Below are 16,472 nucleotides of genomic sequence, written 5' to 3'. Positions count from 1 at the left end.
CTTTAGCACTCCTCACCAGAGAGTGCTAATATTGGGGTATTCTGAAAGGAGTTCTGGTATGAACATTCAAACTGGTTCCCCCGCCACAGCCATTGCGCTGAGCAATCCTTGGGCGGTCGTGCCCTCGCTCGGCCACTTGGACGCCTACATCTCTGCGGTCAACCGCATGCCCATGCTCACCCTTGAGGAAGAGCAAGAGGCCGCCCGCCAACTCAAAGCCAACGACGACCTCGAAGCCGCGCGCAAGTTGGTGCTGTCGCACCTGCGTTTGGTGGTGTCGGTGTCTCGCCAATACCTAGGCTACGGCCTGCCGCACGGCGACCTGATCCAGGAAGGCAATGTGGGCCTGATGAAAGCCGTCAAGCGCTTCGACCCCGATCAAGGCGTGCGCCTGGTCAGCTACGCGCTGCACTGGATCAAAGCCGAAATCCACGAGTACATCCTGAAAAACTGGCGCATGGTCAAAGTGGCCACCACCAAGGCCCAACGCAAACTGTTCTTTAACCTGCGCTCGATGAAGCAAGGCTACAAGGCCGATGCCGATGAAGGCACCCACCGCGACACCCTGACACCCGACCAGGTGGATTCGATGGCGCACAGCCTGAACGTCAAGCGAGAAGAAGTGCGCGAGATGGAAATGCGCATGTCCGGCGGCGATGTGCTGCTGGACCCCGCCCCATCGGACGACGGCGAGCAGGCCTTTGGCCCCATCGCCTACTTGGCCGATGTGAACCACGAGCCCACCGCCATGCTTGAAGCGCACGAGCGCGACGTGATGTCCAGCGATGGCCTGGCCACGGCCCTCAATGCCTTGGACGAACGCAGCCGCCGCATCGTGGAAGAGCGCTGGCTCAAGGTCAACGACAACGGCTCGGGCGGCATGACGCTGCACGACCTGGCCGACGAATTCGGCGTGAGCGCCGAGCGCATCCGCCAGATCGAAGTCGCGGCCATGAAGAAAATGAAAAAGGCCTTGGTCGAGTTCGTTTGACCGCAGGCCTTGTGAGCCACCTTTGATTCAGATACCCGGTTTTGTCCGGGTATTTTATTGGCCACAGTGCGCTAAAGTCAGGGCAGTTTTGTTTTGAAAGCAACCACCATGACCATTCGCACTTCCGCTGGTTTTTCTCGCCGCCATTTGGCCCAAGCTGTTGCCGCTGCTTTGGCTTGGGGACTGACGCCATCATGGGCCAACCCAGCGGCCACGGGGGCATGGCCCACACAAACCGTGCGCTTGGTGGTCGGCTTCCCGGCTGGCTCCAGCCCCGACCTGACGGCCCGTGCGCTGGCCGAGCCTTTGTCCAAGGCCTTGGGCCAAAACGTGATCGTCGAGAACAAAGTGGGGGCTGGCGGCAACATCGCCGCCGACTTCGTGGCCAAGTCCACCGACGGCCACACCTTGGGCCTGATGATTAACGGCAACATGACGATTGCCCGCATCCTGAACTCCAAGGTGCCTTATGACCCCCTCATGGACCTCGCGCCCATCAGCCTGATCGGCAAAGCGCCCCTGGTGCTGACTGTCCCAGCCAATGCACCCGGTCAAACTGCCGCCGAATGGTTGAGCCTTGCCCAAAAGGCAGGCAACCAACTCAGCTACGCCTCGCCCGGTGTCGGCACCGTGGCGCACCTGGGCATGGAGCTGCTCAAAACCAAAGCCGGCATTGCGCCTGTGCATGTGCCCTACCCAGGCAACCCGCAAATCATCACCGCCATGTTGGGGGGCCAGGTGCAGCTGGCTTTGCTGCCACCGGCCATGGCGGCCGCCCAGGTGCGCGGCGGCAAACTGCGGGCCATTGGGGCTTCGAGCACCGGGCGCAGCCCGGTGGCCGCCGAAGTGCCCAGCCTGTCCGAAATCGGCGTGAAGGATTACCAACTGGAAATCTGGAACGCGGTGGCCGCCCCGGCTTCGATGCCCGCTGCTGTGGCCACCCAACTGTCGGCCATGGTCAGCGAGATCGTGCGTGCCCCCGAGATGCGTGCGCGTTTGTTCCAGCAAGGCTGGCAGGTGGTGGGCTCTTCGCCTGAGGGCTTGCGCAACCGGATTCAGTCAGACACAAAAGCTCTGGGCGACATCATCCGCAGCCAGAAGATCGAGTTGAACTGAAGCCCTGAATCGGTCTTTGAAGCGGCGTGTTCAGCCCCGAGCCCTGCGGCCCGGGTTCACTTGCCGTCGAGCAAAATCTTCACGTCGGCAGCCAGCGTCTCGGCACCGCTGGCGTGGCGGTTGTACAAGCGGATGCGGCCTTTCGGATCAAAGGTGAAACTGCCCGCCGAGTGGTCCAGGGTGTAACTGGTGGGGGTTTTACCTTCGACCTTTTTGTAATAGATCTTGAAGTCTTTGGTGACTTTGGGCAGTTGCTCGGCCGAGGGGCGAAAGGCCACAAAATCCGGTCCGAAATTGGCCATGTAGGCCTTGAGCAACTCCGGTGTGTCGCGCTCGGGGTCGACGGTGATGAAGATGCCCTGGAGCTTGGCCCCATCGGCACCCAGCAACAGTTTGGCCTGGGACATTTCCTGCAAGGCGGTCGGGCAAACATCAGGGCACTGGGTGAAGCCAAAAAACACCACCACGGCCTTGCCCGCAAAGTCCTTCAGGGTGCGCACTTGGCCGTCTTGGTCACTCAACTCCCAGCCTTGGGCGTAGTCGGCCCCGGTGATGTCCACACCGCGAAATGAAGGTTTGTCCGCGCCGCAGCCGCTCAAGCCCCACACCGCGCCGGCCAAACCCAGGACCAGGGCGGCTTTCGAAAAAATTCTGCGTTGCGACATGCCTGAAGCCCTAAAAAATGTAGTGGTCCAGCAGCAAAGCGGCAAACAAGGCGCTCAGGTGGATCAGTGAAAAACGGAAAGTCTTTCGGGCCAGCTCGTCCGAATAATCTCGGTACAAGGCCAACGCATAGCCGATGAAACCGATGCTCAGCACCACTGCGGTGGCCAAGTAAAGCCAGGAGCTCATGCCGTAGACAAAGGGCATCAGGCAGGACGCCATCAGCACGATGGTGTAAAGCAAGATTTGCAAACGGGTGAACGCGTTGCCGTGCGTCACGGGCAACATGGGCAAGCCCGACTTGCGGTAGTCCTCGACCCGGTAAAGCGCCAGCGCCCAAAAGTGCGGCGGGGTCCAGAGGAAGATGATCAAGAACAGAATCAAGGCTTCAGGCCCCACCTGACCGGTCATCGCAGCCCAGCCCAGCACCGGGGGCATGGCGCCACTGGCTCCGCCAATCACGATATTTTGCGGCGTGAGCGGCTTCAGGATCACGGTATAGACAATGGCGTAACCCACAAAGGTGGCAAACGTAAGCCACATCGTGAGGGGGTTCACAAACACATACAGCACCAACGATCCCAAGGCGCACAAGGCCGCAGAAAACACCAAGGCCTGGCGGTCGCTCAACTCGCCTTTGGCGGTGGGCCGCCAAGAGGTACGCTTCATTTTGGAATCGATGGTCTTTTCAACCAGGCAGTTGAAGGCCGCCGCTGCCCCCGACACCAGCCAGATGCCAAGGCAGGCCCACAAACCCAGCTTCAATTCGGCCAGACTAGGCACACCGGGGACGGCCAGCACCATGCCGATCAGGGCACAGAAAACGATCAATTGAACCACGCGCGGTTTGGTCAGCGCGTAATACTGTTGCCAGACATTCATGGGCAAACGGGCGATGGCGACGGTCATTCGGCAAACTTTTCGGAAAGGGGAACACGCCCTGAATTATCAACCCGACTGACGCTCAAAGCCCAAGTCAGTGTCAAGGCCATGGCAGCCGCTCCTCCGGTGTGCATCACGGCAGCCAGCAAGGGCCAGCCCAGCACCACATTGCTCAACCCAGTGGCGAACTGTAAGGCGCACAGGCCCAACAACCAGCGCCCGGCTGCGGCCAGGCCCGGCTGCCCACGCAAACGCCAGCCCAACCACAACAGCACCGCCAACACCAGCCAAGCGGCCGAGCGGTGCACAAAATGAATGGATACCAGCGATGCGAAAGGCAAGAGTTCACCCGCCGGGGTGTAGCCCAGTTCACGCCAAAGGGTGAAGCCTTGCCAGTTCATCTCTGGCACCCACTGGCCGTGGCAGGTGGGGAAATCCGGGCAGGCCAACACCGCGTAATTGGTGCTGACCCAGCCACCCAAGGCAATTTGCAGACACAGCAAAACAAAGCCAGCCCACAGACCTGCGCGCCATAGCGACGGCAAGGGCCGCGTGCCTGCACCGTCGTAGCGGACGGCTTGCGCCATCAACAAAACCAACAAGCCGATGCCGCCCATCAGGTGCAAGGTGACGATGGCCGGAAACAGCTTCATGGTCACCGTGAGCGCGCCAAACGCCCCTTGCATGCACACCCACACCAACGTGAGCGTGGGCAACCAAGGGCTCACCTCACGGCTTTGGCGGCGCAGCCACCAGGTCATGGCGGCCAACGTCAGGATCAGGACGCCCACCCCCGTGGCCAAGTAACGGTGCACCATCTCGATCCAGGCTTTGCTGTGCGTGACCGGTCCGGTGGGCATGGCCGTTTGAGCCGCCGTGATTTCGGCCTTGGCCCCCATGGGCGTGGCGCTGCCGTAGCAACCTGGCCAGTCGGGGCACCCCAAGCCGGAATCGGTCAGCCGGGTGAACGCCCCAAACAGCACCAGATCGAAGGTCAAAAACAAGGTGATCAGGGTCAAGGCCTTGAGCCGCCCCGATGGCGTGGTGCTGCGCTGGCGCCACAGCCACCAGCCCAAGGGCAGTGCTGCCACCGCCAGGCCCACGGCCATGAGCTCCAAAATGGGCTCCAGGTTGTACAGGTCCACTTCGGTCATGACTCAGCGTCCTGCATTGTCCCAAGACGAGGAGGCCTTGAGCAAGCGCTCCAGATCACGCTTGGCTTTGGAGGCACTGGGCACGTCCATGTTGGCGGGGAAACGCATCATGAAGTTGCCCATCGGATCGACGACGTACAAATGGTCCTGCAACTGCTGCCCTGGGGCCGGGCTGATCCAGCTTTGCACCGAGGCCGCATCCAGGCGCAGCACATGCGCCATGTTCAAGGCAGGCAAGAGACCAGAGGCCACAGGCGTATCGTCGGTGACCAACCAGACGCGGTCGACCCGGTCCTTTTCGCGGGCCAAAATTTCGCGCAATTGGCGCTGAAAATACAGGTTTTGTTGGCAGCGTTCATCGCAAGCGCCCGGCGCGACAGTCACCAACAACCACTGGCCTTTGAGGCTGCTCAGCGTGACCGATTCGCCCTGCAGGTTTTTGGCGCTGATCTGAGGCATGTCTTTTTGCGGCTGGATCAGCTCGCCATACACACGACGGCCTTCGGGGCGGATCACGTAATAAGTGAAATACGAGGCGATGACCGGAGAAGCGCAGACCAGCATCATGAGGATCATTTTCCAGCGGCCCATGCGGGTGCGCTGAGCATCGGCTTGCACCACTGAACCGGGGTTGGGCAAGTCGTGCACCGTCATGGCCAGGGGGCTGTCAGGCAGGTCGTTTTTGGCGGCGGGGTTGGACAATTTGGAACCAGACATAAAGTAAAGCGATCAGGCCACTCAGGCCAAACCATTGGAAAGCGTATCCGTGGTGCTTGGCGACACCACTGGCCACCACGGGCCATTCGCGCAGCAGGCCTTCCGAGGGCCCGCCCGACTGCAGTAAGGTGACTTCGAGCACCTTCAAGCCCGATTCTTGACGGTAAGCGGTCAGGTCGAGATTTTGCCGTATCGGACCCGTCTCGGCGCCACCGAAGTCATAGAGCCTTGAAGGCCATGGGGCCAAATGGCCCTCGACTTGAATCCGGTCTTCAGACGTCTGCACTGGCGGCAATGCGGCACGGTCAGTGAAAGATCGCTGCGCCCAACCGCGCTGCACCACCAAGACCTCGCCCGTGCCTTCGATCTGCAACGGGGTTAGCACAAAAAATCCAGGCTTGGCATTCATCTGCCGGTTGTCCAAGTACACCGTGTGGTTGGGCAGCCATCGTCCCGTCACCACCAAGCGGCGGTGAATCAACGCGCTGCGCTGCGCCACACCTTCAGGCCCACCACTCAGGGTGCGGCCGTCCAGCGCCTCTTTGCTCGCTTGCTGTGTGCGCGCATCTTGCAAAGCGGTTTTCTCCTCGGCGCGGCCAAGCTGCCACAGCCCCAGAGAAAAGGTGATGGCCACGCCTGCGGAAGCCACTGCCAGCACCAGCCATCTTTTCCAGTGAAGGGGTTTGTCAGTCATCGGATAATGTGCCCATGAAAATTCTTGTCGCCATCGCGTTTCTTGCCATTTTGGTCAGTCTGGGCTCGGCCCTGATGTACATGATGCGGGGCAGTGCCCCACCCGTTGAGGGCCAAGCACCCAAAAAAGGCAACATGGCCACCGCGCTGGCCTTCCGTGTCGGCTTTTCCATTGTCCTCTTCATCTGCGTTCTGGCGGCCTGGAAATTGGGCTGGATCCAGCCTACAGGCATTCCTCCAGGGGCTTGATCGAGGCTTCGATCTTTGTGGCCACCGCCATGTCGATTTGATCGGCATTTTTGCGTCATCCATCTCCAACAAAAAAGCGCCCTTGGGCGCTTTTTTGTTGGGGCCAAGGGCAGGCTTACATCCAATACACCAGGATGTACAAACCCAGCCACACCACGTCCACAAAGTGCCAGTACCAAGCCGCACCCTCAAAGCCGAAGTGACGGTCTTTGGTGAAGTGGCCTTTTTGCAAACGCAGGGTGATGAACAAGAGCATCAACATGCCCACGAACACGTGAAAGCCGTGGAAACCGGTCAGCATGTAGAAAGTAGAGCCGTAAATGCCGGAAGACAATTTGAGGTTCAGATCACCCCAAGCGTGGGCATATTCGTAACCCTGCACCAAGAGGAAAGTGACGCCCAGCAACACCGTCATCCACATGAACTTGATGGTCTTGCTGCGGTCACCCACCTGCAGGGCATGGTGAGCGATGGTCAAGGTCACGCCCGATGTCAACAGCAAAGCGGTGTTGATGGTCGGCAACCAGAAAGGGCCCATGGTTTGGAAGGGCTCAACAAAGCCGGCTGGCGAGGTGGTGGCACCGGCCACCACGCTGGGCCATGCGGCTTTGAAGTCAGGCCAAAGCAGTGCATTTTCCAAGCTGCCGAGCGCAGGGATCGAGTGTGCCCGGGCCCACCACAGTGCGGTGAAGAAGGCACCGAAGAACATGACTTCGGAGAAAATGAACCAGGTCATGCTCCAACGGAAAGACAAATCGATTTTGCGACCGTACATGCCGGTTTCGCTTTCGTGCACGGACTCAGAGAACCACTGGTACAAAACGATCAACCACCATGCCATGCCGAAGAACAGGCAATACATGCCCCAGTCGGCACCGTTGATCCACTGACCAGCACCCAGAATCAGGAAAAACAGGCCGATGGCGGCCATCACCGGGTGACGCGATGGGTGCGGAACGTAGTAATAAGGCGTGGTGCCGTGTGCTGCTGAACTCATGGGGACTCCTGCTCTCTCTTATTCGAAATCAAACGATGCGGGTTAAAGGCCAATCGGCTGTGCCACCACCCAATTGACCAGGGCGATCAGCCCCAAAACAAACAACAATGCCATCCCGATGGCCACACCGATGATGTGGAAGGGGTTGAGCTTTTCAATGTCTTGCTGCGATTCGGAATTCTTGCGAAGCCCGACAAAGGACCACAGCACCACTTGAATGGTGCGCAGCCATGAAGTTTGACGAACAGGCGCTGTCATGAACCCCAACCTGTCTTGACCGTGACGGGCTGTACGGCAGCGGCCAATGGTGCGGTCGGTGCCACTGGTGTTTTGCCACCCACTTCAAAGAAGGTGTAGGACAGCGTGATGGTGGTCACGTCTTTGGACAACTTGGGGTCGATCACGAAGGCCACAGGCCAGGACTTCTTTTCACCCGGCTCCAGTGTGTACTGGTTGAAACAGAAACACTCGAGTTTGTTGAAATGGCTGGCAGCCTGTTGTGGGGCATAGCTGGGAATGGCTTGGGCAGCCATGCGGCGGTTTTGCACGTTTTGAAATTCGTACATCACGGTGCTCAGCTCACCAGGGTGAACCTGCATGGAGCGTTTTTCCGGCTTGAAATCCCAAGGTCCGCGCACATTCGCATCGAATTCCACGGTGATGGTTCGGCTGGTGTCCACTTGGCTGTTGCGCAACACTTCGGCTGCTTTGCCCGCCTTGGCGTTGCCCGGGACCTGCGTCTCAGAAATCGACAGGATGTTGATGCCCGTGATCTCGCAAATGGCCTTGTAAATGGGCACCAGCGCATAGCCGAACCCGAACATGCCAGCGGTGACGATCGCCAACTTGCCCACCATCTTCACATTTTCACCGCGCAGGTTCATCTTGGTTCTCTCAGGAATTCAAGATCAATATCTTGGCCACAAAACCAGCCAACACAACGCAGGCCACCGAAGCCAAGATCAGGCCCAGGCGCACGTTGCTTTTTCTTTGTTCAGGGGTCATGGCCGTGTCCATCAACCAATCACGCGGGTGGCTGTAGCGTCCAGCTTGGGCGGATTTTCGAAGGTATGGAAAGGTGCTGGCGAAGGCACTTCCCACTCCAGGCCTTCAGCGCCTTCCCAAGGCTTCTGCGGGGCTTTTTCGCCCTTCCCTAGCATACAAGGCAAGACCACGAATAAGAAGAAATACACCTGAGCGAAACCGAAGAAGAAGGCACCCACCGAGGCGATCATGTTGAAGTCGGTGAACTGCATGGGGTAGTCGGCGTAGCGACGGGGCATGCCAGCCAGACCCAGAAAGTGCATTGGGAAGAAGGTGATGTTGAAGGAAATCAGCGACCACCAGAAGTGGATCTTGCCGCGTGATTCGTTGTACATCACACCCGTCCACTTGGGAATCCAGAAGTAAACACCGGCGAACAGCGCGAACAAGGAACCCGCCACCAGCACGTAGTGGAAGTGGGCCACCACGTAGTAAGTGTCTTGCAACTGGATGTCAATCGGGGCCATGGCCAAGATCAATCCGGTGAAACCACCCATGGTGAACACAAAGATGAAGCCCACCGCAAACAGCATCGGGGTTTCAAACGTCATGGAGCCGCGCCACATGGTGGCAATCCAGTTGAAGATCTTCACAGCGGTCGGCACGGCGATCAGCATCGTCGCGTACATGAAGAACAACTGACCGGTGACGGGCATGCCGGTGGTGAACATGTGGTGCGCCCACACGATGAACGACAGGATGGCAATGGACGATGTGGCGTACACCATGGAGGCGTAACCGAACAGTTTCTTGCGCGCGAAAGCAGGCACGATGTGGCTGATGATGCCGAATGCCGGCAAGATCATGATGTACACCTCGGGGTGACCGAAGAACCAAAAAATGTGCTGGTACATGACCGGGTCACCACCACCCGCGGGGTTGAAGAAGCTGGTACCAAAGTGACGGTCAGTCAAAGTCATGGTGATCGCGCCCGCCAACACGGGCATCACGGCAATCAGCAGGTAAGCGGTGATCAGCCAAGTCCAGGCGAACATGGGCATTTTCATCAAGGTCATGCCCGGGGCGCGCATGTTCAGGATGGTCACGATGATGTTGATCGAGCCCATGATGGAGGAAGCGCCAAGGATGTGCATCGCAAAAATCGCTGCATCCATCGATGGGCCCATTTGCAGGGTCAAGGGGGCGTAAAGCGTCCAGCCAGCTGCGGGTGCGCCGCCAGGCATGAAGAATGAACCCATCAGCATCAAGGACGCAGGAATCATCAGCCAGAAGCTGAAGTTGTTCATGCGGGCAAAAGCCATGTCAGCGGCGCCAATTTGCAAAGGAATCATCCAGTTTGCAAACCCCACAAAGGCCGGCATGATCGCACCGAACACCATGATGATGCCGTGCATGGTGGTGAACTGGTTGAACAACTCGGGGTTGACGATTTGCAAGCCTGGCTGGAACAACTCGGCACGGATGCCCAGGGCCAGCACACCGCCCACCATCAGCATGGCGAAGCTGAACAGCAGGTACAAGGTACCAATGTCTTTGTGGTTGGTGGCATACACCCACCGACGCCAGCCCGCAGGCGCGTGACCGTGGTCGTCATGGGCGTGATCGTGATGGTCGAGAACGGCACTCATCTTGATTTCCTTTGATTTGAATACGGTACGGTTTATTTGCGCGCGGCCAGAATTTCAGCCGGCTGCACAATTTGCCCGGTCTTGTTGGACCAGTTGTTCTTGGTGTAGGTAATCACGGCTGCGATTTCAGTGTCCGACAACTGCTTCCATGCGGGCATGGCACCGTTGTTTTGGCCGTTCAGCAACACAGCGATTTGCTTGGATTTGTCCGCGTCCAGGACGAGTGCGGAACCGTCAAGGGCTTTAATGGCACCCGCCGCTTTGCCGGTGGCTTGGTGGCAAGCCGCGCAGTTGGCAGCGTAAACTTTTTCACCACGCTTGGACAAATCGTCCATGGCCCAGACTTTGGCCGGATCATCGGCTTTGGCGGCTTGCTTTTTCTTTTCTTCCACCACCCATGCAGCGTAATCTTGTGCAGACAACACTTTCACATGGATGGGCATATACGCATGCTCTTTTCCGCACAACTCTTGGCACTGACCGTAAAAGTCGCCAGTTTTTTCAGCACGGAACCAGGTGTCACGCACGAAGCCGGGTATCGCATCTTGTTTGATGCCGAAAGCAGGCACCGCAAATGCGTGGATCACATCGTTGGCTGTGGTGATCACGCGTACTTTTTGGCCCACCGGAACCACCAACGGGTAGTCAACCTTGAGCAAATAGTTATCACCTTCGGGCTTGCCCGCATTGGACATGGCGCGATGGCCGGAATCCAGAGTTGAGATGTAACTCAGACCTTCGCCCTCACCCTTGATGTAGTCGTAGCCCCACTTCCACTGGTAGCCGGTGGCTTTGATGGTCAGATCGGCATTGGTGGTGTCTTTTTGCGCGACCAGAACTTTGGTAGCGGGCAAAGCCATCAAAATCACAATCACGAAAGGCACTGCCGTCCAGATCACTTCCACCGTGATGGATTCTGTGAATTTGGCTGGCTTGTGGCCGACCGACTTGCGGTGCTTCCAGATGGAATAGAACATGACCGCGAACACGGCAATGAAAATCACCGTGCAAAGGATCAGCATGAACCAGTGAAGCCATTGCTGCTCTTCGGCAATTTTGGTGGCAGCAGGGTGCAAATTGAGCTGATTGACCGCAGGGCCACCCGGCAAATCATTGACCGCATAAGCTGCCGTGGTTGCCCACGCGCCTGCAAAGATGCCCGCGCGGGACAGCAAAGAAGCCAATTGGTTGGAAATATTCTTCATGGTTCTCACTAACTTCCAAGACTCTGTTGAACTCAAACTTTTGGCCAAGCCGGGCGTCCCGTTTGGCCAGTGTCATCACGCTGAGCGCAATGCCCTCCTGATTTCTCGCGCCAGCACTTGCCGGAGCTCGGGCCTGACAAATCGGCCCACTTCGATGGATCGACCTTGACCTGACAACTCGATCAGGCTTTGGTCACCGGACTTGGGCTCAACCCGCACCCACTGGCGCTCAAATTCAGCCCGTTCCAGTCGGCCCGCCGTTTCCAGCTCAACCACCAGGTTGCTGCCTTGCAGGGAAATCATCTCTCCATCCGCGGCGTGTCGGGCATAGGTCAAAAAAGCCAACCCCACCACCGCCACCTCAACGCCTGCAAAGGCCAGCACCAAAGTGGCCCCCTGCATCCAGAAGAACACCCCGATGCCCAAGGACAGCGTGCACAACGAAAGGTACATCCAGCCCAACTGGACCGGCGTGACCGAGCAATTGCGTTTAAGCCGCCATTGAACAGCAGGGCCCGACACTTGCGCTAATTGGTAATTCTGATTTGACATCCGTCAACTTTCATTAACCCTACACCCTGTCAAGCCAGTTCTGTGATCAAAAACCTACTGATTTTACCTGAGATCAAATCATCTTTTGACAGTTCTCAAACTTTGTCCTGTATACCCCCACCCGATTGCAGCATAAGCCGCATCTGATCCAGACCGATTTGGGTTTTTGCGGCCATTTTCATGCGCGGTTGAGGCTTCAGGGCATGACCGTAAACAATCTCGAATCCCAAGGACAAGCGTCCGCCCTCTTCGGGGCGCGCCAGCGTCAGCAAGGCCTCTGACAAGCGTGAACGCCATTGGCGCGAACGCAAGCCCTGAAATCGCTGCACATGCAAATTGCGCCCCAGCCCCCGCAACTCGGCCAACAAAGTATCAGGGCTGGCATAGGTCAAGGTGATCCGCTCCATGTCCATGACCGGCTCGGCAAAACCGGCTTCCACCAGCATGTCCCCCCAGTCGTGCATGTCGGTGAACTCGTGCGCGGGCTCGGGCCAGCCCGCCTGGGCATACACCTGGCGCAAACCACGCAGCGTATCGGGGCCCAGGCAAGAAAACATCAAGAAACCATCAACCGCCAAGGCACGGTGCCATGTTTGCAGCAAGGCCTGGGGCTCGGCACTGGCATGCAGGTGCATGTTGGCCCACAGCATTTGCACCGAGTGCTCGGGTGGCAAACCTTCATGCCGCTTGGGGCCACGCCAGTGCTGCACTTGCCACCACGGCGTTTGAAGTGCCTGCCGGGTGGCCTGTGCATGCGTTGGCGGCTCTCCGGCCAGCCACACCTGCGCCTTGGGATAACGCTGCTCGAGCGCACGTTGTGCTGCCAGCCCGCCGCGCAGAGGCTTCCAATGCACCCACTGTTCCGGTTGCAGTTTGATGAAATCCAGCCGCTCCTGCATGCGCGTGGCCACCTCTTCATGCAGCCAAGGCGACTGTGCGTCCAACACAGGCAGGCCCTGCCAGCGGGCAGCGGCAACAGGGTCCAAAGAGGGGGGGCGAAGGGCTTGGGGCATGGGGCAGGGGTCTCAATGGAGCTGGGCCCGCTCAAGCTCCAACAGCTTGTGTGCTTGTTCTGTCAGCCCGGGCTGAGTATATTGACTGCATGAGACCCGCTTGGCTTCAGGGCTTGCTTGACACATCGACCGCGACGCGCCCTGGTGGGTTTTGGCGCTGGCTGCCCAGCCGCTGCGCCATTTGCCAAAGCTGGCCCCATTCGCCGCTGTGCGAGACCTGCATCAGCCGCTTTGCCCAACCCCAGCAGCGCTGCCCCAGTTGCGCCCTGCCCTTGCCATACCCTGCCAGGCGCTGCGGCGCTTGCCTGAAATCACCGCCCCCGCTGGACCTGTGCCTGACGGCCACCGCCTACGCCTGGCCCTGGGTGGACCTGATCGCCCACTACAAGTTTCAGCAGCAACCCGGCTGGGCCGGGGCTTTGGCCATGCTGATGCTGAGCACCCCTTTGGCGGAAGACGCACTCGACGAGGCCGACTGGGTGCTGCCGATTCCGCTGTCGGCCCAGCGTCTGGCCGAGCGCGGCTACAACCAGTCATGGTTGCTGGCACGCCAACTCAGCCCGCACAAAGCCGACGCCGGTTTGCTGCTGCGCACCCGCGACACGCCCTCGCAGCGCACCCTGCCACGGACCGAACGGCTGGCCAATTTGGTGGGGGCTTTTGCGGTAGAGCCTTTGCGGTCCGCGCAGTTGCGCGGCAAAAAGGTGGTGCTGATCGATGACGTGATGACCAGCGGTGCCTCCCTGCACACGGCGGCGCGGGTGTTGCGCGAGGCGGGGGCGGTGCAGGTCAGCGCCCTGGTGCTGGCACGCACCGAAGCGGGCAGCGACGCCTGAAGACCAATGCACAATACGGGCCATGTTCCATATCGTCCTGGTTGAGCCTGAAATCCCGCCGAACACCGGCAACGTCATCCGCCTGGCGGCCAACACCGGCTGCACGCTGCACCTGATCGAGCCCTTGGGGTTTTCAATGGACGACAAACACATGCGACGGGCAGGCCTGGACTACCACGAGTACGCCGACCTGCGGCGCCACGCCGACTGGCAGGCATTTTTGGCCCATGAAAAACCCAAGCCCGAGCGAATGTTTGCCCTGACCACGCGCGGCAGCCGAGCCGCCCACGGCGTGGTTTTTGCACGAGGCGATTGGTTGGTGTTTGGCTCGGAAACGCGGGGCCTGTCACCTGAGTTGCGCGAACAGTTCACCCCAGCCCAGCGCATCAAGCTGCCCATGCGCGACGGTCAACGCAGTTTGAATCTGTCGAACGCGGTGGCCGTCACCGTATTTGAGGCCTGGCGACAAAACGGCTTTGCCGGGGCCAACCCAGCGCCAGACCTGCCGCCTCAGGCGTAAATGCGCACCAGCGATTCGGCGGCACACACCGGTTTGTCACTCCCCTCGCGCTCCACCGTCACGTTCCACTGCAGCTGCAGGCCGTTCACATCAATAGGCGTGGCTGAATGTAAATGCAGATGGGCCCGCAAACGGCTGCCCACCGGCACCGGTGCCATGAAACGCACCTTGTTCAAGCCGTAATTGACGCCCATGCTTTTGGCACTGACCAGAATGGTTTTGTCAAAAAACTGCGGCAACAAGGACAAGGTCAGAAAACCGTGCGCGATCGGTGCGCCAAAGGGGCCTTGCTTGGCCCTTTCCACATCGACGTGGATCCACTGGTGATCCCCCGTGGCCTCGGCGAACTGGTTGACCTGTTGCTGGGTGATGGTCACCCATTCGGACACGGCCACATCCTGACCGACACAAGCGGCCAACTCGGCCAAGTTTGCAAATGTTTTCATAGGCTTGACTTTATTCACCTGCGCGTCTTCAGGCTGTCGGTGACGTGACACCACCCAATGGACCTTGGGCTCAAGCAGGGGGAGCGGCCTCCTTGGCACTGATCTGCCGGAGCTCTTCACGCAAACGGGCCAATTCGGCGCGGTAGTTTTCGGCATCGCCGTAATCGGCAAAGCCGTGGTAATGCGCATGCGCTTGCATCCTGCGGCGGGCGTGCTTGATGGGACACCAGTATTTTTCGGTCAGTGCTACCACCTCGCGGCCATAAGCCATCAGGCCGTTGCCATATGAACAATAAGCGCAGTTGATTTTTTCCAGCCAATTCAAATAAGCCAGGTGCGTTCGGTCGTACACAAAATACGAAGAGCGCTTGACTCGGGGAATGCCACACAAGGGGAAACACGCCCATTGGTAGAGCGTGACGAAGGCATCGAGAAGCAACATGGGCCCAGCACCGGGTAAATGAAGGGCACGCACAGCACATGGCGCCAATCGGCCGTGAGCACATAACCGAGCAAGCCCTCCTTGAAGCGCTTTTGCTGGGCCAGCACCTCTTTTTCAAAGCGCACCTTGCGCTCTTCGAAGTCGGCCTGCCACTGCTGTCGGTGGCTTTTGGCCTCTTGCTCAATGGCCGCTTCCAGCTGCTGGATACGGTCCAGAAATTCCTGAATTTGAGATTTCATGGGGGTCTCCTTGGAAGTGCACGGACAGACAAAAAGCCAGCGCTTCGACCGCCATTGGCGTTCGTCAAAACCTGCGGGCATTGGCGCTCGTAAACGGTGCAACGCCCATGGCACCCGATCACCCATCAGATCACCTTAACACCACCCAAGGCCTGACAACAACCCAGGCCCGCGCACGGCTGGCAAAAGACGGGCCCAGGACATGGCGCAGGGCACACTTCGGGCAGTGTGGCAACGCCTGCATGACCTGTTGCACCAAACCCTGCTTGCTTTGCTGGCCTGGTTGGCCCTTTCCCGGGCTGAAAGATCACGCACGGCGACCCCTCAGTTCAACCTGGCAGCAGAGCCAGTAAAATCAATTACTGTTACAAAGCGAGTCCCTCTGTTGCACCTGTCACCCACTGCCCCTTTGCCACAGCACATTGCCATCATCATGGACGGCAACCGCCGTTGGGCAAAAAGACGCTTCATGCCTACAGCTTTGGGACATGCAGCGGGGGCACAGCGGGTGCGTGACATCGTCAAAGCCTGCGCAGAAATCGGCATCCCCCAACTGAGCCTATTTGCCTTCAGCACCGAAAACTGGAAACGTCCCGAAGAGGAAATCAGCAGCCTCATGGGCTTGTTCACGACTTACCTGAAAAAGGAAATTCGCAACATGAACACCAACGGGGTGCGGCTGAAGGTGTTGGGCGACACGGGCCGGTTTTCTCCCGCCTTGCAAACCCTGATCGCCGATGCCCAAGCCCAAACGGCGAACAACCGAGTCATCACCTTGAACATTTGCGCCAATTACGGCGGCCGATGGGACATGCTCCAGGCCACCAAAGCCTGGCAAAAGGCGCACCCCAACGAGCCGCTCGACGCTCTGACCGAAGAAATCCTGGCCCCGTACCTGAGCACGGCCGACGCACCGGAGGTGGATTTGCTGATCCGCACGGGCGGGGAGTCCCGGGTGAGCAACTTCCTGCTCTGGCAAGCGGCTTATGCCGAATTGTTTTTCTGCGACGAACTCTGGCCGGACTTCACAAGCCAAACCCTGAAACAGGCGCTGTCCTGGTTTGCCACGCGCGACCGGCGCTTTGGCTCCTCTGCCCCTCTGTGACGCGGAGGCTGGCCCCGCT

At 59.0% G+C, this 16,472-nt stretch carries 22 protein-coding genes; 6 read left to right on the top strand and 16 right to left on the bottom strand.

From position 1 onward, the window contains the following. Positions 1–58 precede the first annotated feature (58 nt). Both rpoH and Q0O99_RS04755 read left to right on the top strand, forming a co-directional pair. Positions 59–991, top strand: a complete 933-nt coding sequence (rpoH, locus tag Q0O99_RS04760; RefSeq protein ID WP_293749095.1) for an RNA polymerase sigma factor RpoH — start codon at positions 59–61, stop codon at positions 989–991. A 108-nt stretch (positions 992–1,099) separates the two neighbouring features. Continuing rightward, positions 1,100–2,107 (top strand): tripartite tricarboxylate transporter substrate binding protein, encoded by a 1,008-nt coding sequence (locus Q0O99_RS04755; RefSeq protein WP_293749093.1) that lies wholly within the window; start codon positions 1,100–1,102, stop codon positions 2,105–2,107. Positions 2,108–2,163: 56 nt separating this feature from the next. On the opposite strand, the gene Q0O99_RS04750 is transcribed toward Q0O99_RS04755, so the two are convergent. From Q0O99_RS04750 to Q0O99_RS04730, 5 genes are read right to left on the bottom strand one after another with little or no spacing between them, the layout of a single operon-like run. Continuing rightward, positions 2,164–2,772 carry an SCO family protein gene (locus tag Q0O99_RS04750; RefSeq protein ID WP_293749091.1) on the bottom strand — a complete coding sequence of 203 codons (609 nt, stop codon included), beginning with the start codon at positions 2,770–2,772 and terminating at the stop codon, positions 2,164–2,166. A gap of 10 nt (positions 2,773–2,782) precedes the next feature. Beyond that, positions 2,783–3,679 carry a heme o synthase gene (cyoE, locus tag Q0O99_RS04745; RefSeq protein ID WP_293749090.1) on the bottom strand — a complete coding sequence of 299 codons (897 nt, stop codon included), beginning with the start codon at positions 3,677–3,679 and terminating at the stop codon, positions 2,783–2,785. Beyond that, positions 3,676–4,806, bottom strand: a complete 1,131-nt coding sequence (locus tag Q0O99_RS04740) for a heme A synthase (protein WP_293749088.1) — start codon at positions 4,804–4,806, stop codon at positions 3,676–3,678. Before Q0O99_RS04740 ends, cyoE begins: the two co-directional genes overlap by 4 nt. 3 nt (positions 4,807–4,809) lie before the next feature. Next, the gene (locus Q0O99_RS04735; protein ID WP_293749086.1) at positions 4,810–5,523 is read right to left on the bottom strand and encodes a redoxin domain-containing protein; all 714 of its coding nucleotides are present in this window, start codon (positions 5,521–5,523) and stop codon (positions 4,810–4,812) included. Then, on the bottom strand, positions 5,474–6,217 hold the full coding sequence (locus tag Q0O99_RS04730) for an SURF1 family protein (RefSeq protein ID WP_293749085.1): 744 nt from the start codon (positions 6,215–6,217) through the stop codon (positions 5,474–5,476). Before Q0O99_RS04730 ends, Q0O99_RS04735 begins: the two co-directional genes overlap by 50 nt. 14 nt (positions 6,218–6,231) lie before the next feature. Here Q0O99_RS04730 and Q0O99_RS04725 point away from each other — a divergent pair, with 14 nt between their 5' ends. Next, entirely contained in the window at positions 6,232–6,465 is a 234-nt protein-coding gene (locus Q0O99_RS04725; RefSeq protein WP_293749083.1) for a twin transmembrane helix small protein, read from the top strand. Between the two features lie 115 nt (positions 6,466–6,580). On the opposite strand, the gene Q0O99_RS04720 is transcribed toward Q0O99_RS04725, so the two are convergent. The 8 genes from Q0O99_RS04720 to Q0O99_RS04685 form a co-directional block, all read right to left on the bottom strand. Then, positions 6,581–7,462, bottom strand: coding sequence for a cytochrome c oxidase subunit 3 (locus tag Q0O99_RS04720; protein ID WP_293749081.1), 882 nt, complete (start codon positions 7,460–7,462; stop codon positions 6,581–6,583). A gap of 42 nt (positions 7,463–7,504) precedes the next feature. Then, the gene (locus Q0O99_RS04715) at positions 7,505–7,720 is read right to left on the bottom strand and encodes a DUF2970 domain-containing protein (protein WP_293749079.1); all 216 of its coding nucleotides are present in this window, start codon (positions 7,718–7,720) and stop codon (positions 7,505–7,507) included. After that, the gene (locus Q0O99_RS04710; protein ID WP_293749077.1) at positions 7,717–8,346 is read right to left on the bottom strand and encodes a cytochrome c oxidase assembly protein; all 630 of its coding nucleotides are present in this window, start codon (positions 8,344–8,346) and stop codon (positions 7,717–7,719) included. The genes Q0O99_RS04715 and Q0O99_RS04710 overlap by 4 nt, the downstream gene beginning before the upstream one ends. Positions 8,347–8,356: 10 nt before the next feature. Beyond that, complete coding sequence (locus tag Q0O99_RS04705; RefSeq protein WP_293749075.1) at positions 8,357–8,467, bottom strand: cytochrome oxidase small assembly protein; 111 nt, start codon at positions 8,465–8,467, stop codon at positions 8,357–8,359. An 11-nt stretch (positions 8,468–8,478) separates the two neighbouring features. Next, positions 8,479–10,095, bottom strand: a complete 1,617-nt coding sequence (gene ctaD / locus Q0O99_RS04700) for a cytochrome c oxidase subunit I (protein ID WP_293749073.1) — start codon at positions 10,093–10,095, stop codon at positions 8,479–8,481. A gap of 32 nt (positions 10,096–10,127) precedes the next feature. Next, positions 10,128–11,300 carry a cytochrome c oxidase subunit II gene (coxB, locus tag Q0O99_RS04695; RefSeq protein WP_293749071.1) on the bottom strand — a complete coding sequence of 391 codons (1,173 nt, stop codon included), beginning with the start codon at positions 11,298–11,300 and terminating at the stop codon, positions 10,128–10,130. A 75-nt stretch (positions 11,301–11,375) separates the two neighbouring features. Beyond that, positions 11,376–11,852, bottom strand: a complete 477-nt coding sequence (locus tag Q0O99_RS04690; protein ID WP_293749069.1) for a DUF2244 domain-containing protein — start codon at positions 11,850–11,852, stop codon at positions 11,376–11,378. Between the two features lie 95 nt (positions 11,853–11,947). Beyond that, positions 11,948–12,865, bottom strand: a complete 918-nt coding sequence (locus Q0O99_RS04685) for a biotin synthase (RefSeq protein WP_293749067.1) — start codon at positions 12,863–12,865, stop codon at positions 11,948–11,950. 89 nt (positions 12,866–12,954) lie between these two features. On the opposite strand from Q0O99_RS04685, the gene Q0O99_RS04680 reads away from it, so the two are divergent. Both Q0O99_RS04680 and trmL read left to right on the top strand, forming a co-directional pair. Then, entirely contained in the window at positions 12,955–13,701 is a 747-nt protein-coding gene (locus Q0O99_RS04680) for a ComF family protein (protein ID WP_293749065.1), read from the top strand. Between the two features lie 22 nt (positions 13,702–13,723). Beyond that, the gene (gene trmL / locus Q0O99_RS04675) at positions 13,724–14,221 is read left to right on the top strand and encodes a tRNA (uridine(34)/cytosine(34)/5-carboxymethylaminomethyluridine(34)-2'-O)-methyltransferase TrmL (protein ID WP_293749063.1); all 498 of its coding nucleotides are present in this window, start codon (positions 13,724–13,726) and stop codon (positions 14,219–14,221) included. On the opposite strand, the gene Q0O99_RS04670 is transcribed toward trmL, so the two are convergent. From Q0O99_RS04670 to Q0O99_RS04660, 3 genes are all read right to left on the bottom strand, one after another. Continuing rightward, positions 14,212–14,667, bottom strand: a complete 456-nt coding sequence (locus Q0O99_RS04670) for a MaoC family dehydratase (RefSeq protein WP_293749061.1) — start codon at positions 14,665–14,667, stop codon at positions 14,212–14,214. The two genes, trmL and Q0O99_RS04670, sit on opposite strands and share 10 nt — an antisense overlap. Positions 14,668–14,737: 70 nt before the next feature. Beyond that, entirely contained in the window at positions 14,738–14,992 is a 255-nt protein-coding gene (locus Q0O99_RS04665; RefSeq protein WP_293749059.1) for a hypothetical protein, read from the bottom strand. Continuing rightward, positions 14,989–15,348 carry a hypothetical protein gene (locus Q0O99_RS04660; protein ID WP_293749057.1) on the bottom strand — a complete coding sequence of 120 codons (360 nt, stop codon included), beginning with the start codon at positions 15,346–15,348 and terminating at the stop codon, positions 14,989–14,991. The genes Q0O99_RS04665 and Q0O99_RS04660 overlap by 4 nt, the downstream gene beginning before the upstream one ends. Before the next feature lie 409 nt (positions 15,349–15,757). Here Q0O99_RS04660 and uppS point away from each other — a divergent pair, with 409 nt between their 5' ends. Then, the gene (uppS, locus tag Q0O99_RS04655; RefSeq protein ID WP_293749055.1) at positions 15,758–16,453 is read left to right on the top strand and encodes a polyprenyl diphosphate synthase; all 696 of its coding nucleotides are present in this window, start codon (positions 15,758–15,760) and stop codon (positions 16,451–16,453) included. The last annotated feature ends 19 nt before the right edge of the window (positions 16,454–16,472 follow it).

The sequence above is a fragment of the Limnohabitans sp. Rim8 genome (assembly GCF_945901735.1).
Taxonomy (GTDB): domain Bacteria; phylum Pseudomonadota; class Gammaproteobacteria; order Burkholderiales; family Burkholderiaceae_C; genus Limnohabitans_A.
This window is presented reverse-complemented; position numbering and strand designations above follow the sequence as displayed.

Bases quoted from the DNA above. Each gene is read 5' to 3' on its own strand.
- rpoH (WP_293749095.1), top strand. From the start codon at position 59: ATGAACATTCAAACTGGTTCCCCCGCCACAGCCATTGCGCTGAGCAAT.
- Q0O99_RS04755 (WP_293749093.1), top strand. From the start codon at position 1,100: ATGACCATTCGCACTTCCGCTGGTTTTTCTCGCCGCCATTTGGCCCAA.
- Q0O99_RS04750 (WP_293749091.1), bottom strand. From the start codon at position 2,772: ATGTCGCAACGCAGAATTTTTTCGAAAGCCGCCCTGGTCCTGGGTTTG.
- cyoE (WP_293749090.1), bottom strand. From the start codon at position 3,679: ATGACCGTCGCCATCGCCCGTTTGCCCATGAATGTCTGGCAACAGTAT.
- Q0O99_RS04740 (WP_293749088.1), bottom strand. From the start codon at position 4,806: ATGACCGAAGTGGACCTGTACAACCTGGAGCCCATTTTGGAGCTCATG.
- Q0O99_RS04735 (WP_293749086.1), bottom strand. From the start codon at position 5,523: ATGTCTGGTTCCAAATTGTCCAACCCCGCCGCCAAAAACGACCTGCCT.
- Q0O99_RS04730 (WP_293749085.1), bottom strand. From the start codon at position 6,217: ATGACTGACAAACCCCTTCACTGGAAAAGATGGCTGGTGCTGGCAGTG.
- Q0O99_RS04725 (WP_293749083.1), top strand. From the start codon at position 6,232: ATGAAAATTCTTGTCGCCATCGCGTTTCTTGCCATTTTGGTCAGTCTG.
- Q0O99_RS04720 (WP_293749081.1), bottom strand. From the start codon at position 7,462: ATGAGTTCAGCAGCACACGGCACCACGCCTTATTACTACGTTCCGCAC.
- Q0O99_RS04715 (WP_293749079.1), bottom strand. From the start codon at position 7,720: ATGACAGCGCCTGTTCGTCAAACTTCATGGCTGCGCACCATTCAAGTG.
- Q0O99_RS04710 (WP_293749077.1), bottom strand. From the start codon at position 8,346: ATGAACCTGCGCGGTGAAAATGTGAAGATGGTGGGCAAGTTGGCGATC.
- Q0O99_RS04705 (WP_293749075.1), bottom strand. From the start codon at position 8,467: ATGACCCCTGAACAAAGAAAAAGCAACGTGCGCCTGGGCCTGATCTTG.
- ctaD (WP_293749073.1), bottom strand. From the start codon at position 10,095: ATGAGTGCCGTTCTCGACCATCACGATCACGCCCATGACGACCACGGT.
- coxB (WP_293749071.1), bottom strand. From the start codon at position 11,300: ATGAAGAATATTTCCAACCAATTGGCTTCTTTGCTGTCCCGCGCGGGC.
- Q0O99_RS04690 (WP_293749069.1), bottom strand. From the start codon at position 11,852: ATGTCAAATCAGAATTACCAATTAGCGCAAGTGTCGGGCCCTGCTGTT.
- Q0O99_RS04685 (WP_293749067.1), bottom strand. From the start codon at position 12,865: ATGCCCCAAGCCCTTCGCCCCCCCTCTTTGGACCCTGTTGCCGCTGCC.
- Q0O99_RS04680 (WP_293749065.1), top strand. From the start codon at position 12,955: ATGAGACCCGCTTGGCTTCAGGGCTTGCTTGACACATCGACCGCGACG.
- trmL (WP_293749063.1), top strand. From the start codon at position 13,724: ATGTTCCATATCGTCCTGGTTGAGCCTGAAATCCCGCCGAACACCGGC.
- Q0O99_RS04670 (WP_293749061.1), bottom strand. From the start codon at position 14,667: ATGAAAACATTTGCAAACTTGGCCGAGTTGGCCGCTTGTGTCGGTCAG.
- Q0O99_RS04660 (WP_293749057.1), bottom strand. From the start codon at position 15,348: ATGAAATCTCAAATTCAGGAATTTCTGGACCGTATCCAGCAGCTGGAA.